The organism is Neptuniibacter sp. QD37_6, assembly GCF_047778085.1.
Taxonomy (GTDB): Bacteria; Pseudomonadota; Gammaproteobacteria; order Pseudomonadales; family Balneatricaceae; genus Neptuniibacter.
The window spans coordinates 433,738-449,287 of sequence record NZ_CP180550.1 but is presented as its reverse complement, the minus strand read 5'-3'; the positions used below and the strand labels follow the sequence as shown (position 1 = coordinate 449,287).

The window sequence follows — 15,550 nt, the reverse complement described above, 5'->3', positions numbered from 1 at the left end:
TTATGCACCTGCCGCTTGGCAGATGGCAATAAAGTCGTTTGCTTTAAGGGATGCTCCACCAACAAGCCCCCCATCAACATCTTCATTCGCGAACAATTCAGCTGCGTTTGCAGCATTAACACTGCCACCATACAAGATACGCATTTTGCCAGCTAGTTCAGCATCACATTCAGCAATCATATTACGAATAGCCGCATGTACTTCTTGCGCCTGTTCCGGCGTTGCAGTTTTACCTGTACCTATTGCCCATACAGGCTCATAAGCGATTACAGCATCTGCAAATTGTTCGATCCCTGCAGCATCTACAACAGCTTTTATCTGTCGTTCAACAACCGCAAGTGTATTACCTTCTTCACGCTCTTCAAGCGTTTCACCAACACATAGGATTGGTTTCAAGCCAGCAGCAACTGTTGCTTTAAATTTATCAGCAACCAACTCGTCTGACTCAGCATACAAACTACGACGCTCGGAATGACCAAGAATAACGTATTCGCAGCTTAAATCTTGCAACATCTCTAAAGAAATCTCACCCGTAAAAGCACCGTTATTTTGCTCGCTTACATTCTGTGCACCCAATGCAATAACAGAATCAGCAGTCAATGCTTGAACTTGAGATAGGTATATAGACGGCGGACAAACCAGCACATCAACAGCATTGGATTTAAGCTCAGCATTCAGACCTTCCATCAACGCATTGATAGATGCTGTATTACCATTCATTTTCCAGTTACCGGCTACTAAGGCTGTACGCATTTATACCCCCATTTAAAGAGGCGCAAATATTAACTGGCTTACTCTGAACTTTCAAGCGCAAGCAGTGCTTTTTCAACCTCATCCGCCAACTGCTGACACAAGCTGTTAACTTCTTCTTCGTTTTCACCCTCTATCATAACGCGAACCACTGGCTCCGTACCCGAAGGGCGAAGTAAAACACGGCCTCGATCACCTAATTGTGCTTCTGTTTTAGCAACGGCAACACTAATCTCTTCAACCTCTGCAATATTATGCTTTTGCGTCATACGTACATTGATCATTTTCTGCGGTAATTTTGTCATACCGTGACGCAGAGTGTTCAATGTCTCGCCGGTTTCAACGATTGCCTTAAGTACTTGCAATGCTGCAACCGTACCATCACCTGTAGTGGTTAAATGGCGACAAACGATATGGCCTGAGCTTTCACCACCAAGCAACCAATCATGCTTGTACAACTGTTCCATTACATAACGATCACCAACATTGGCACGAACAAATGGAATACCTTCACGCGCATAAGCTTGCTCTAGGCCAAAGTTAGTCATTAACGTCCCAACAACCCCACCATGGAACGATTCTTCACGGCGCATTTGCGCAGCAATCATGTATAGAAGCTCGTCGCCATCAACTTCCTCACCAAGGTGATCAACCATAATCACGCGATCACCATCACCATCTAGAGCGATACCTAAATCTGCTTTTTCTGCCGTGACGACCGTTTGCAAACGCTGCGTAGCGGTAGCACCGCATTTTTCATTAATATTTAGACCATCTGGCGCCGATGCTATCTCAACAACCTCTGCACCCAATTCCGAAAATACAGCAGGCGCAACGTGGTAGGTTGCACCATTAGCACAGTCTAAAATTATCTTTAAGCCTTTCAGGCTGATACCACCAGCAGTAGCCTTACAAAACTCAATGTAACGACCTGCAGCATCATCGATACGACGCGCTTTACCTAGCTCTGCAGAATCGACCGTAGTCATTGCGATATCCATCTGCGCTTCAATCGCCTGCTCAATTTCGTCAGGTAGCTTAGTACCTTCTGAAGAGAAGAATTTAATGCCGTTATCGTAGTAAGCATTGTGAGATGCACTAATGACGATACCTGCATCAGCACGGAAAGTGCGTGCCAGATAAGCAACAGCTGGGGTTGGCATCGGACCGGTGAGTAAGACATCCACACCAGCAGCAGACAAGCCCGCTTCTAAGGCAGATTCAAACATGTAACCTGAAATGCGCGTGTCCTTGCCAATCAGTATTTTACTGTGACCTTCTCTTGAGAATACCTTACCTGCTGCCCAACCCAGCTTAAGAACAAAATCAGGGATTACTGGAAATTGGCCAACCTTGCCACGAATACCATCAGTACCAAAATAACGCTTACTCATTTACTTATATTCCTTTTCATACCGTCTCAGCCATAACCGCACGAGTCATCTTCACTACATCGACCGTTTCCGCAACGTCATGTACACGAATTATTTCTGCACCTTGCATAACAGCAAGCGCCACAGTGGCTAAGCTACCCGGTAGTCTTTGCTCAACTTCTCTATTGAGAACAGCCCCTATCATCGATTTTCTTGACGTCCCTATTAATAAAGGCAGGCCATATTTCTTCAATCTATCTAAATTATTCATTAAACGTAGATTATGCTCTACGCTCTTACCAAACCCGAACCCTGGATCTAGTAGTAATCTATCTTTTGCAATCCCCGCCGCTTCGCACGCTTTCACTCGCCGCAGTAAGAAATGTTCAACGTCCTCTAAAACATCATCATACGAGGGAGAATTCTGCATTGTCGCCGGACTCCCCTGCATATGCATCAAACAAATGGGTAGATCTGTTTTGGCTGCTGCTTCTAAAGCACCTTCACGACCTAAAGCCCTTACATCATTGATTAAACCCGCACCTAGTTTAACTGACTCAGTTATTACTTCAGGAGTACTGGTATCAACGGAGATAACAACATCTAGCTCTGATGCTATTTTCTCTACAACTGGAAGCACTCGACCTAGCTCTTCGTCTAGAGTCACCGCAGCAGCGCCTGGGCGGGTAGATTCACCGCCCACATCCAAGATAGTCGCACCGTCGGTCACCATCCCTTCAGCTTGTCGAATGACATTATCCAATCTTACTTGCTGATTGGAATACAACGTTCCGCCATCTGAGAACGAGTCGGGCGTAACATTCAAAATCCCCATAATATGGGTATCAGCCAAGTTTAGAGTTCGATTACCACAGACTAACTGGCGCATAGATCCTGTTCTTCATTACGTTATACAATGAAAAAAGGCTGACTTTCTACAAAGCCAGCCTTTTCATATTCACCTTGTGTTTAGTGAATATTATTATCTGGTGAGCGTGGAATATCCTGATCTGAATCATCATCTGATCGATCATCAGCGTCAGATTCAGTATCGGCATTTACGTTTTCGCTCGCCCCATGATCTGAACCGCTTTTATCTTCTTCTACCCACCCTTCTGGAGCAGCTACTTCTTCACGATTCATCAATTGATCAATCTGCTTACTATCGATCGTTTCATACTTCATCAGAGCCTGACACATGGTCTCTAAAATATCGCGGTTATCTTCCAGAATTTGCTCTGCCTTCTGGTAGCACTCATCGATAATCTTACGTGTTTCAGTGTCAATACGACGCTGCGTTTCTTCCGCTAGCGGCTTAGCACCTTGACCATAGCCACGGTTAAATGGATCCGACTCTTCCTCGTCGTATAGCAATGGCCCAAGCTCTTCACTTAAGCCCCATTTCGCTACCATGCTACGAGCAAATGAAGTCGCACGCTGAATATCATTAGATGCACCGGTGGTTACACCCTCTTTACCTAGCGTCATCTCTTCCGCAATTCGGCCACCATAAAGTGAACAAATGTTAGACAAGATAGATTGGCGGCTATGGCTATAACGATCTTCTTCAGGCAAGAACATAGTCACACCTAAGGCACGACCGCGCGGAATAATAGAAACCTTATACACAGGATCATGCTCTGGCATTAGACGACCAACAATCGCGTGACCAGCTTCATGGTATGCTGTATTCAAGCGCTCTTTTTCAGACATCACCATAGATTTACGCTCAGCGCCCATCATAATTTTGTCTTTCGCTTGCTCAAATTGAATCATACTCACGGTACGTTTGTTGGCACGAGCCGCAAAGAGTGCTGCTTCGTTTACAAGGTTCGCTAGATCTGCACCAGAGAAACCCGGCGTTCCACGTGCGATTAGATCAGGCTTAACATCTTCACCTAATGGCACTTTACGCATGTGAACCTTAAGAATCTTCTCACGACCAAGAATATCTGGCAGACCTACATGTACCTGACGGTCAAAACGACCTGGACGCAGAAGCGCAGGATCAAGCACATCTGGACGGTTTGTTGCAGCGATTACAATAACACCTTCACTACCCTCAAAGCCATCCATCTCTACCAATAACTGGTTCAATGTCTGTTCACGCTCATCATTACCACCACCCATGCCAACACCACGGTGACGACCTACAGCGTCGATCTCGTCGATGAAGATGATACATGGCGCATTTTTCTTCGCTTGATCAAACATATCACGAACACGGGATGCACCCACACCTACAAACATCTCTACGAAGTCAGAACCAGAAATACTAAAGAACGGTACTTTCGCTTCGCCGGCTATTGCTTTCGCCAACAAGGTTTTACCAGTACCTGGGCTACCCGCCATCAGAACGCCTCGCGGGATGTGACCACCTAAACGCTGAAACTTGCCTGGATCGCGAAGAAAATCTACCAGTTCACGAACGTCTTCTTTTGCCTCTTCAACGCCAGCAACATCATCGAAGGTCGTTTTAATCTGATCTTCGCTCATCATGCGTGCTTTGGACTTACCAAACGACATTGGGCCGCCTTTTCCACCGCCGCCTTGCATCTGACGCATAAAGAACATAAACACTGCGATAATGACAAGGATAGGGAAAGAAGCGACTAGCAACTGAGTCCAAATACTCTGCTGCTCTGGTTGCTTACCTTCAATCACAACATTGTGATTAATTAGATCATCAACCAGTTTAGGGTCCTGAAGCGCTGGGCGTACGGTTTCAAACATATCACCGTTAGAGCGCTGGCCCTGAATAATATAGCCATCAATAATGACTTTAGTCACACGATCATCCTGAACTTCTTTGACGAAATCAGAGTAACTTAGTCGGTTAGACTCGGCCTTTTCATTAAAATTATTAAAAACAGTCAGCAATACCGCTGCGATCACCAGCCATAGAACTAGATTTTTCGCCATATCATTCAATGGAATACCCTCAATTTGCTGATTTTGTTAGGCGTTATAGAAAACGCTAAACACTATACTATGCAGCCACGATTGACTACTAAAACACTAATTAACCTTTAAAACCTTTACCTAAAAGGTAGACTTCACGGGAACGAGCTCGAGAAGAATCAGGCTTACGCGTAACCACTTTGTCAAAACTTGTACGCATATCTTTTAAATATTGATCAAAACCTTCACCTTGGAATACTTTAGCGACAAACGTACCGCCAGGCTTCAACACCTCGCGCGCCATATCCAAAGCAAGCTCAACCAAATACATTGCTGCCGGCTGATCGACAGCAGACATACCACTCATATTGGGGGCCATATCTGAAATTACAAGGTCTGCTGGCTCATCTCCTAATGCATTTAGGATTTTATGCAGCACTTCTTCCTCAGTAAAGTCACCTTGAACGAACTCAACACCCGCCATACTGTCCATTGGCAGAATATCTGATGCCACCACTCGACCGTGATCACCGACACGTTCCGCGGCTACTTGAGACCAACCACCAGGGGCCGCACCTAAATCCACAACCGTCATTCCCTGCTTAAGTAGCTTATCTTTCTCATCTAATTCAATCAGCTTAAAACTAGCACGCGATCTATAACCGAGTTCTTTCGATTTCTTCACCCAATGATCATCAAAGTGTTCTTTTAACCAACGTTCACTGCTTGATGCTTTCGCCACTTCGTTTCACTCTCTTGATTGAATGAGCCATGCGCTACTCAGAACCGCATAACTCAGGTAAAATATAATTAATTAAATATGCTGGACTAGGGTATTAGATAATATTCGCAATAAACGCCCAGCTAAACTTTGAGGCACCGTATTTTAATATGAGCTTGAGCACTGAGCAAAAGAAGCATTACCGCACTATAGGCCACAAACTTAACCCTCTAGTAACTGTAGCAGGAAAAGGCCTAACTGAAGCTATTCAACTTGAAGTCGATCGCGCTTTAGAAGATCACGAACTGATCAAGGTAAAGTTTGCTGTTGGTGATCGCGACGTTAAAAAACAACTGATTCGCGAACTATGCGAAATCGTTGAAGCTGAGATTGTGCAAGAGATTGGTCACATTGCGCTAATTTACCGTAGAGCGCTTGAGCCAAACCCAAAACTATCTAACTTGTTACGTTAATATCTACTTAGCAAGCTATTCAAACAGCATAAATACAAAAAAGGGTGCCTAGGCACCCTTTTTTAGTCAGCTCAGATATGAGCGACCTCATCAATCTCATATTCAGTAGCGCCACCCGGCGTCTGAATATTTACGATATCACCTTCCTCTTTGCCGACTAGGCCCCGAGCGATTGGTGAATTCACTGAGATTTTATTCGCTTTAATATCAGCTTCATCATCACCTACGATCTGATAAGTCTTAGACTCATCTGTATCTAAGTTAATGATAGTTACTGTAGTACCGAAGATAACCTTACCAGAGTGTGGAATAGCTGTTACATCAATAACTTGACAGTTAGACAGCTTAGCTTCCAGCTCCTGAATGCGGCCTTCGATGAAACCCTGCTGCTCACGAGCAGCATGGTATTCAGCGTTCTCCTTCAGGTCACCGTGTTCACGCGCTTCTGCTATATCAGCAATTACGCGTGGACGATCTACAGTTTTCAGTTGATCAAGCTCTTCACGAAGTGCTTTCTCACCTGCTGCAGTCATAGGTACACGATTCACAATTATGCTCCTATATCCTGAACGCGACGAACGTCTTTCTCTTCGCCGTACTGCAGCGCCATAGTAATCGCTTCAGCACCTGCCAATGTAGTGGTATATGGCACTTTATGCTGTAGAGCGCTACGACGAATATCAGCTGAATCTTCGATCGCTTTACGGCCTTCAGTTGTATTCACAATGTAAGCGATCTCATCATTCTTGATCATATCAACAATGTTTGGACGACCTTCCATCACTTTGTTTACAACTTCAACCTCAAGGCCTTGCTCAGCCATTAGCTTAGCAGTACCGCGAGTAGCCACTAGAGAGAAGCCTAGCTCAACTAGATCCTTAGCAATCTGCATAGAAGCATCTTTATCAACTTCACGTACAGAGATGAACGCTTTACCTGCTTGCGGCATAGTTTCACCCGCACCGATCTGCGCCTTCATAAACGCTTCACCGAAGGTAGCGCCAACACCCATTACTTCACCAGTAGATTTCATCTCTGGGGATAGAATTGGGTCAACGCCTTGGAACTTGTTGAACGGGAATACAGCTTCTTTCACGTTGAACAATGTTGGTACGATCTCTTTAGTGAAGCCAAGTTCAGCTAGAGTCTTACCAGTCATTACCTGCGCACCTATTTTCGCTAGAGAAACACCGATACACTTAGAAACAAACGGTACAGTACGGGATGCACGAGGGTTAACCTCGATCACGTAAATTTCACCATCCTGATATGCAAGCTGGGTATTCATTAGGCCAACCACACCTAGCTCCAACGCCATCTTACGTACCATCTCACGCATTTCATCTTGAACATCATCAGCAAGACTATACGGAGGGAATGAACATGCAGAATCACCAGAGTGAACACCCGCTTGCTCGATATGCTGCATGATTGCACCGATAACTACATCTTTACCGTCGCAAACTGCATCAATATCAACTTCAACCGCTGCATTTAGGAAGTGATCCAACAATACTGGCGCGTCGTTAGATACTTGTACCGCAGTATTCATGTAGCGTCGCAGCTCTTCCTCTTTGTAAACGATCTCCATTGCACGACCACCTAGTACATAAGATGGACGAACAACTAGTGGGTAACCAAGCTTGTCAGCTTCGATGATCGCTTCTTCTAGAGAACGTACAGTCGCGTTTTCTGGCTGTTTAAGACCAAGGCGCTTCAGCATTTGCTGGAACTGTTCACGGTCTTCTGCACGGTCAATCGCTTCTGGAGAAGTACCAATAATTGGTACGCCAGCCTGCTCAAGTGCAACAGCCAGTTTCAGCGGCGTCTGACCACCGTACTGAACGATAACACCTTTTGGCTTCTCAACATTTACGATCTCAAGCACATCTTCAAGTGTGATTGGCTCGAAGAACAGACGATCAGAAGTATCGTAGTCAGTAGAAACAGTCTCAGGGTTACAGTTGACCATGATTGTTTCGAAACCGTCGTCACGCGCTGCAAGTGCAGCATGTACACAGCAGTAGTCAAACTCGATACCTTGACCGATACGGTTTGGACCACCACCAATAACCATGATCTTGTCACGGTCAGAAGGATTCGCTTCACACTCTTCTTCATAAGAGGAGTACATGTAAGCAGTATCTGACGCGAATTCAGCCGCACATGTATCAACGCGCTTATAAACTGGACGCACATCTAGGTTATGACGATGCTTACGGAACTGCTTCTCAGATACACCAAGAAGAGTTGCCAAGCGCTCATCCGAGAAACCTTTACGCTTAAGACGGAACACAGCATCTTTATCAAGATCGGACATAGCCATCTCAGATACGCGCTGCTCATCTTTAATAATGTCTTCTACTTGAACCAAGAACCAAGGATCAATACCGCTGATCTCATATAGTTCTTCGACGCTCATACCCATACGGAATGCATCGCCCAAGTACCAGATACGCTCTGCACCCGGCTCTTTCATCTCACGTACGATTGTAGAACGTGCATCTTCGCTAGCAATGTCGATGATTGGGTCGAAACCAGTCGCACCAACTTCTAGACCACGAAGCGCTTTCTGAAGAGATTCCTGCTGAGTACGGCCAATCGCCATAACCTCACCAACAGACTTCATCTGAGTTGTCAGACGATCATTTGCTTGCGGGAATTTCTCGAAAGTGAAACGAGGGATCTTAGTCACAACGTAGTCAATAGACGGTTCGAAAGACGCTGGCGTAGCACCACCAGTGATATCGTTTTGCAGCTCATCTAGTGTGTAACCAATGGCTAGCTTCGCAGCTACTTTTGCAATTGGGAAGCCAGTCGCTTTAGATGCCAAAGCAGAAGAACGAGATACACGAGGGTTCATCTCGATTACTACCATACGGCCATCTTTCGGGTTTACACCAAACTGTACGTTAGAACCGCCAGTTTCTACGCCGATTTCACGCAGTACTGCCAAAGAGGCATTACGCATGATTTGATATTCTTTATCAGTAAGCGTCTGCGCTGGTGCAACAGTGATAGAGTCACCGGTGTGAACACCCATTGCATCGAAGTTTTCGATAGCACAAACAATGATGCAGTTGTCGTTTTTGTCACGAACAACTTCCATCTCGTACTCTTTCCAACCGATCAAAGATTCGTCGATCAATAACTCAGTCGTTGGAGAAAGATCCAGACCACGCTCACAGATCTCGATAAACTCTTCTTTGTTATACGCAATACCACCACCGGTACCACCCATAGTGAAAGAAGGACGGATGATACATGGGAAGCCTAGTTGCGCTTGAACTTGCAACGCTTCTTCCATACTGTGAGCAATTGCAGCGCGTGGACACTCAAGACCAATCGCTTTCATCGCTTTATCGAAACGATCACGGTCTTCCGCTTTATCGATTGTATCAGCGTTTGCACCGATCATCTCAACGCCATGCTTTTCAAGAACACCTTCACGCTCAAGATCCAAAGCACAGTTCAATGCAGTCTGACCACCCATTGTAGGCAGTAGCGCGTCTGGCTTTTCTTTGGCAATAATCTTTTCTACTGTTTTCCAGTTGATTGGCTCAATGTAAGTTGAGTCAGCCATCGCTGGATCAGTCATAATGGTCGCAGGGTTAGAGTTAACCAGAATGACGCGGTAACCTTCTTCACGCAGCGCTTTACAAGCTTGTGCGCCAGAATAGTCAAATTCACATGCCTGACCGATAACAATCGGGCCAGCACCAAGAATCAAAATACTTTTTAAGTCCGTACGTTTTGGCATCGGTAATAAACCAGTCGTATCAGTTAATAACTGCGGCAGGCGGCTAATTCACACCTGCCTTGTATCGTTTCAAAAGCCTGTAAACTCAGGCCAAACTGCGATTAAGCTTTCGCAGCCTTCATATCTTCGATGAAGCGATCAAATAGAGGCGCTACATCATGTGGGCCTGGGCTAGCTTCAGGGTGGCCCTGGAAACTAAATGCCGCACGATCTGTTCTCTCAATACCCTGCAAAGAGCCATCAAACAGAGACTTATGCGTAGCACGCACATTTTCTGGAAGCGCATCTTCGTCAACAGCAAAACCGTGGTTTTGAGAGGTAATCATCACTTGCTTGCCATCCAAATCTTGAACTGGGTGGTTAGCACCGTGGTGACCAAACTTCATTTTTACTGTCTTAGCACCAGAAGCCAACGCTAGTAGCTGATGGCCCAAGCAGATACCAAATACAGGTAGATCTGTTTTGCAGATCTCTTCAATTGCAGCAATTGCGTAATCACATGGTTCTGGATCACCAGGGCCATTAGATAGGAATACGCCATCTGGATTCATCGCAAGCACTTCTGCAGCTGGTGTTTTTGCAGGAACGACCGTTAGGCGGCAACCGCGTTCAACCAACATGCGCAAAATATTGCGTTTCACACCGTAGTCATATGCAACAACATGAAACTCTTGATCTGCTGCAGTTTTATCTTCATGGCCTTGACCTAGCTTCCAAGTAGAAGAAGTCCACTCGTATGTCTCTTCAGTTGTAACAACTTGAGCAAGATCCATACCTTTTAGACCTGGGAACGATTTAGCTTCTGCTAGTGCTTTAGCTTCATCAATATCACCGGCCATGATGCAACCGTTAAGAGAACCCTTTTCACGCAAAATACGTGTTAAACGTCGTGTGTCAATATCAGCGATACCAACGATATTGTTATCCTTAAGATAATCATCAAGGTTCTTTTCATTACGGAAGTTACTCGCAACCAATGGAAGGTCACGAATGACTAAACCAGCAGCCCACGTGCGAGAAGATTCTTCATCTTCCGTATTGGTGCCAGTATTACCAATATGTGGATATGTCAGGGTAACAATCTGACGGCAGTATGATGGATCCGTTAGGATCTCCTGGTAACCCGTCATAGAGGTATTAAATACAACCTCGCCGCTAGACAGACCGTCTGCGCCAATGGCTACGCCCTTGAAAATGCTTCCGTCTTCAAGAGCAAGAATGGCTGGTCTCGCCAATTGAACCTCCCCGCGTAAATGCGCAACAACAAAAATCAGAAACGATACGTGCAAAAAAGCGAGGTAAAACCTGAAGTTAACCTCGCTTTTTTGTTTTAGAAACCTGTGTGTAAATTTTGCCTTAGGCAAAACGACTGCATTCTATGCCAAATTCGCCAATCTGTCCATCACACTCAATGAAAAGAGTTATATAACAAACGGTCAATTAACACATCTGTCACATTATTGAAGTAAAAAGCACTACAAGAAACTGTATCAAACACCGCTCTCATAAACATAAGGCTTCTTATGAAGATTTCGACAATTACACGCATTGCGAGCATAACATTAGCCCTAATCGTAATTTTATTGGCTACCGCTATTTTTTGGTCCTTAGAACGCTTAGATTCCGCCTTCAAAATGAAAGACAACTATCATGGCTACATTAATGAAATCTACATAAAGCTAGAACAGCCTGTCTCAAAGTATTTGATGACAGGGGATGCAACTTTACTGACGACAATAGAAAAGAATCTTGAAGTCCTTTCAGAAAGCACACAAAGAAACTTACCAGAAGAGATACAAGCTGGCGTTCTAGGTCAATTAAAGAACATAAAGGATAAAACTCTCACTGAAATGCGCGCCGCAGGCAAACTTGCACAACCAGAAGTATTACTCATACATAATGAAAGAGAATTAAACGACGCCATACAATCCGTCAAAGAATATGCAGACAAAGCAAGTTACGATCAAAATCATATCAAGAATAGTTATGTAGATTTACTATTTAGCCTGCAAAAAAACACTGCTCTACTCAGCCACAGCCGCCAAAGCTACTTTGAAAATAACAAAAGCGAGAGCCTACAACAGATTCAATTTATCCTATCTGAACTTAAGAAAGACGCAGAAGCAATTAGTAAGCTTGATCGACTCGGCATATTCAAAGAAGCAGAAGATGAAGATGACCTCTCCTCTTTACTAGGCCTTGCAACCGAAATTGCGAGCGATAACGACAAAGAAGAGATTGGTGATGAACCTATAGCAAACATTAAAGATCTTGTTAATCGCTACCCCAAAGAACTTCAAAATGCGAAAAAGTTCAGTCAACAAAAAACTGAATCAAGCTCTGCTGCACAGAAAAATGTGGCTAATTTAGAGCACTCAGTGGCAAGCATCGCCAGCACTATCGCAGATAGATATGAGGATATTCAGTTTTCGGTATATCTAATCATGACAATATGTACCGTTCTGATTATTGCAACTGGCATATCCATGAACATATTACTGCGTAAATTAGGCAGCATCCTGATCGCAACAACGGAATATATAGATCAACTGTCACATGGAAAATTTAGCAGCAACATCCAAATAAACTCAAGACTAACCGAAGCCGAAACACTCAATAGCGCTATAGACAGACTGCAATGCTTCTTCAAAAAATTCCTTATGGATATCCAGCAGGAAACCAACAATTTAAGACAACTCCAAAACAGCGCCATAACAGAAGCAACACAACTAGAAAACACAGTGCAACAGCAACAAGCAGCCACTGAAAATGCTGTAGTACAAATTACACAGCTAAACAGCTCATTTACTGAAGTAGCAACGAGAGCAACACAAAGCAGTTCAGCAACACTAGAAGCCTCGCAACTGGCAAATAAAGGTTATGAACAAATTAAAGCTACGGGTGATCATATAGATAAGTTAAACAATGAAATTGCAGCAACGTCAGAATCACTGAACGCGTTACAAGAAGATTCTATTGCAATACAAAATGTACTCGGTGTAATACAAGGCTTCGCAGAACAAACCAACTTATTGGCCTTAAACGCAGCAATCGAAGCAGCTCGAGCAGGGGAAACAGGTCGCGGGTTTGCTGTAGTAGCAGACGAAGTGAGAAACCTTGCAGCAAACACCGCAAAATCAGCAGATGAAATTCAAAGAATCACAACCCGTTTAAATCAAACGACCGAGCAAACTGTTGAGAAGATGGGTATCCAACAAAGAGCTGCAACCGACACTGTAAATCTTGCAAAAGACGCTCAAGAAGCAATTAAAATCATTAGAAACTCAATCAGTGAAATTAACGATATGAGTGTTTTAATAGCATCGTCAACAGAAGAGCAAACCTCTGTGACCTCAGAAATAGCAGATACAATTGAGACAACCAATACATTAAGCCAATACACAAAATCTGCAGCTGAAACAAACAAACAACAAGCTGAGCAGCTATCATTTGCAAGCGAACAATTAACCGCAGTAATTTCAAAACTACATTAACTGAATTAGTCTCGACCTAATCTGACATATCTTCTTGAGAAAGAGAGAGTTACCCGTTTTGATAAAGGTGCTGAAATCTTAAATCAAAACAAAGGTAACTCTCATGTTGCATACTAGCAATCCCATCATTAAACACAAAGCAGGCTTACTCAACCTTGCGGAAGAACTTGGAAACGTCTCAAAAGCCTGCAAAGTAATGGGTGTCTCCCGTGATACGTTTTATCGCTATCAGGAACTTGTTGAGGAAGGCGGTGTTGATTCACTGATCAACCGATCTCGCAGAACGCCCAATGTCAAAAACCGTGTAGATGAGCAGATTGAGAACGCCGTCATTGAACACGCGATAGCTTTCCCCGCTCATGGCCAAGCCCGAACCAGTAACGAACTGCGTAAAGCTGGCGTGTTTGTATCGGGCAGTGGTGTTCGTTCCATCTGGCTACGTCATAACTTAGAAAACTTTAAAAAGCGCCTTTCGGCTCTGGAAGCAAAGGTTGCGAGTGAAGGTATCATTCTGACGGATGACCAAGTGGCTGCGCTTGAGAAGAAGAAACAAGATGACGAAGCCTGCGGTGAAATAGAAACGCATCATCCTGGCTATCTGGGTTCTCAGGACACGTTCTACGTGGGTAATCTAAAAGGGGTTGGCAGGATATATCAGCAAACCTTTGTTGATACGTACAGCAAGGTAGCGTTCGCTAAGCTCTACACGACGAAAACCCCAATTACCTCAGCCGATGTATTGAATGATCGTGTATTACCATTCTTTGAGGCTCAGGAGCTGCCTATGCTGCGTATCCTGACTGATCGAGGCACGGAATACTGTGGCAAGGTTGAGCAGCACGATTACCAGCTATATCTCGCCATCAACGATATTGATCACACGAAAACCAAAGCGAGACACCCACAGACTAACGGTATCTGTGAGCGCTTCCATAAAACGATATTGAACGAGTTTTATCAGGTTACGTTCCGTAAAAAGCTCTATGCTTCACTGGAAGAACTGCAAAAAGATCTGGACGAATGGCTGGATTATTACAACAATGAACGAACTCATCAGGGGAAAATGTGCTGTGGCAGAACGCCACTGGAAACATTGCTTGATGGAAAACAGATTTGGGCTGAAAAGAATTTAGCCCAAATCTAATCTGACAGTAGCACTGGAAAGAACGGGTAACTGTCAGATCAGGTCTGAGCTAGTACACATTAACAAATAAAAAGCCCGGCTTATGCCGGGCTTTTTACAATTAATCAAACTACTTTGCAGAAAACTCATTCCAGTTTTTAAGACTTACTGTTAAAGCATTAGCCATAAAACCATCTATCTCCATGTCCCTTATTGCTTTAGCTAACATCCCTCTTAAAGCACCTGTGTTGCATTTGGATTTATGTGAAACAGTAAGATATAAACCCTCACTACTAATAGCTGGGTCTAGCACTTCAAGATCTGATTTATAGCCAAGCAAGTCAGCATAAGCCAATCCTGGGTTCTGCTCATACAACGCGTAGTCAGCTCTTGACCGCTGAATCATAAGAAACGCCTGCTTTAAGGATGCAACATACTGCAAATTCAAATTAGCCTTGGCGTACTCATCAAACTCTTGACCAAAACTATTGTTTATTACAGTTACACCCAACCTTCCAATAAGGTCTTCTCGCTTATCGTATACAAGGCCAGACCCTTTACGCCTCCAAACAACACTCTTTGTATTGAGGAAAGCTGGATAAACATAATCCATATACTGGTTCCGAGGGATCGTATAAAAAGCTCCAGCCATCAAATCAATCCTGCCGGAGCGAAGCATATCCTGCGCTCTGGCCCATGAACCGACATCCTGAAGTTGAATATCAACACCCAAGCGCTTACCTAGCTCATCTATTATCAAACGATTAGCACCTAACAGATCGGTAGTACCATCATCAGCACGCCAAAGATAAGGCGGATATTCTGAATTCCCTGTCGCTGTTAAAACCTTACACTCTTCCGCATGCAAAGAAGCAGAGATAACCGCCATTAATGATATGAAACAAAACTTAAAGTAGAACTTAACGCTCTTCATCACCAACACCTTTCGCCTCTG

Annotated in this window: 12 protein-coding genes; 3 read left to right on the top strand and 9 right to left on the bottom strand. The window is 44.2% G+C overall.

All coding sequences use genetic code 11. The features are described from left to right. The 5 genes from tpiA to rlmE form a co-directional block, all read right to left on the bottom strand. Window positions 1-753 carry a triose-phosphate isomerase gene (gene tpiA / locus ACMXYO_RS01975; protein ID WP_415886775.1) on the bottom strand — a complete coding sequence of 251 codons (753 nt, stop codon included), beginning with the start codon at window positions 751-753 and terminating at the stop codon, window positions 1-3. 38 nt (window positions 754-791) lie between these two features. Next, entirely contained in the window at window positions 792-2,144 is a 1,353-nt protein-coding gene (gene glmM, locus ACMXYO_RS01970; RefSeq protein WP_415886774.1) for a phosphoglucosamine mutase, read from the bottom strand. Window positions 2,145-2,160: 16 nt separating this feature from the next. Then, window positions 2,161-3,012: a dihydropteroate synthase gene (folP, locus tag ACMXYO_RS01965; RefSeq protein ID WP_415886773.1), complete on the bottom strand. Its 852-nt coding sequence runs from the start codon at window positions 3,010-3,012 to the stop codon at window positions 2,161-2,163. Window positions 3,013-3,092: 80 nt separating this feature from the next. Continuing rightward, complete coding sequence (ftsH, locus tag ACMXYO_RS01960; RefSeq protein ID WP_415888060.1) at window positions 3,093-5,045, bottom strand: ATP-dependent zinc metalloprotease FtsH; 1,953 nt, start codon at window positions 5,043-5,045, stop codon at window positions 3,093-3,095. 100 nt (window positions 5,046-5,145) lie between these two features. Next, window positions 5,146-5,766: a 23S rRNA (uridine(2552)-2'-O)-methyltransferase RlmE gene (gene rlmE, locus ACMXYO_RS01955; RefSeq protein WP_415883302.1), complete on the bottom strand. Its 621-nt coding sequence runs from the start codon at window positions 5,764-5,766 to the stop codon at window positions 5,146-5,148. A 149-nt stretch (window positions 5,767-5,915) separates the two neighbouring features. Here rlmE and ACMXYO_RS01950 point away from each other — a divergent pair, with 149 nt between their 5' ends. Next, window positions 5,916-6,218 (top strand): YhbY family RNA-binding protein, encoded by a 303-nt coding sequence (locus ACMXYO_RS01950; protein ID WP_415883301.1) that lies wholly within the window; start codon window positions 5,916-5,918, stop codon window positions 6,216-6,218. Window positions 6,219-6,289: 71 nt separating this feature from the next. On the opposite strand, the gene greA is transcribed toward ACMXYO_RS01950, so the two are convergent. From greA to carA, 3 genes are all read right to left on the bottom strand, one after another. After that, complete coding sequence (gene greA, locus ACMXYO_RS01945) at window positions 6,290-6,766, bottom strand: transcription elongation factor GreA (protein WP_415883300.1); 477 nt, start codon at window positions 6,764-6,766, stop codon at window positions 6,290-6,292. 2 nt (window positions 6,767-6,768) lie between these two features. Further along, window positions 6,769-9,978: a carbamoyl-phosphate synthase large subunit gene (gene carB / locus ACMXYO_RS01940; protein WP_415886772.1), complete on the bottom strand. Its 3,210-nt coding sequence runs from the start codon at window positions 9,976-9,978 to the stop codon at window positions 6,769-6,771. A 101-nt stretch (window positions 9,979-10,079) separates the two neighbouring features. Further along, window positions 10,080-11,213 (bottom strand): glutamine-hydrolyzing carbamoyl-phosphate synthase small subunit, encoded by a 1,134-nt coding sequence (carA, locus tag ACMXYO_RS01935; protein WP_415883298.1) that lies wholly within the window; start codon window positions 11,211-11,213, stop codon window positions 10,080-10,082. Between the two features lie 288 nt (window positions 11,214-11,501). Between carA and ACMXYO_RS01930 the strand changes: the two genes are divergently transcribed. Then, complete coding sequence (locus tag ACMXYO_RS01930; protein WP_415886771.1) at window positions 11,502-13,472, top strand: methyl-accepting chemotaxis protein; 1,971 nt, start codon at window positions 11,502-11,504, stop codon at window positions 13,470-13,472. A 103-nt stretch (window positions 13,473-13,575) separates the two neighbouring features. Further along, the gene (locus tag ACMXYO_RS01925) at window positions 13,576-14,616 is read left to right on the top strand and encodes an IS481 family transposase (RefSeq protein WP_415884719.1); all 1,041 of its coding nucleotides are present in this window, start codon (window positions 13,576-13,578) and stop codon (window positions 14,614-14,616) included. A 109-nt stretch (window positions 14,617-14,725) separates the two neighbouring features. On the opposite strand, the gene ACMXYO_RS01920 is transcribed toward ACMXYO_RS01925, so the two are convergent. Then, window positions 14,726-15,529 (bottom strand): substrate-binding periplasmic protein, encoded by an 804-nt coding sequence (locus tag ACMXYO_RS01920; RefSeq protein WP_415886769.1) that lies wholly within the window; start codon window positions 15,527-15,529, stop codon window positions 14,726-14,728. Window positions 15,530-15,550: the final 21 nt, after the last annotated feature.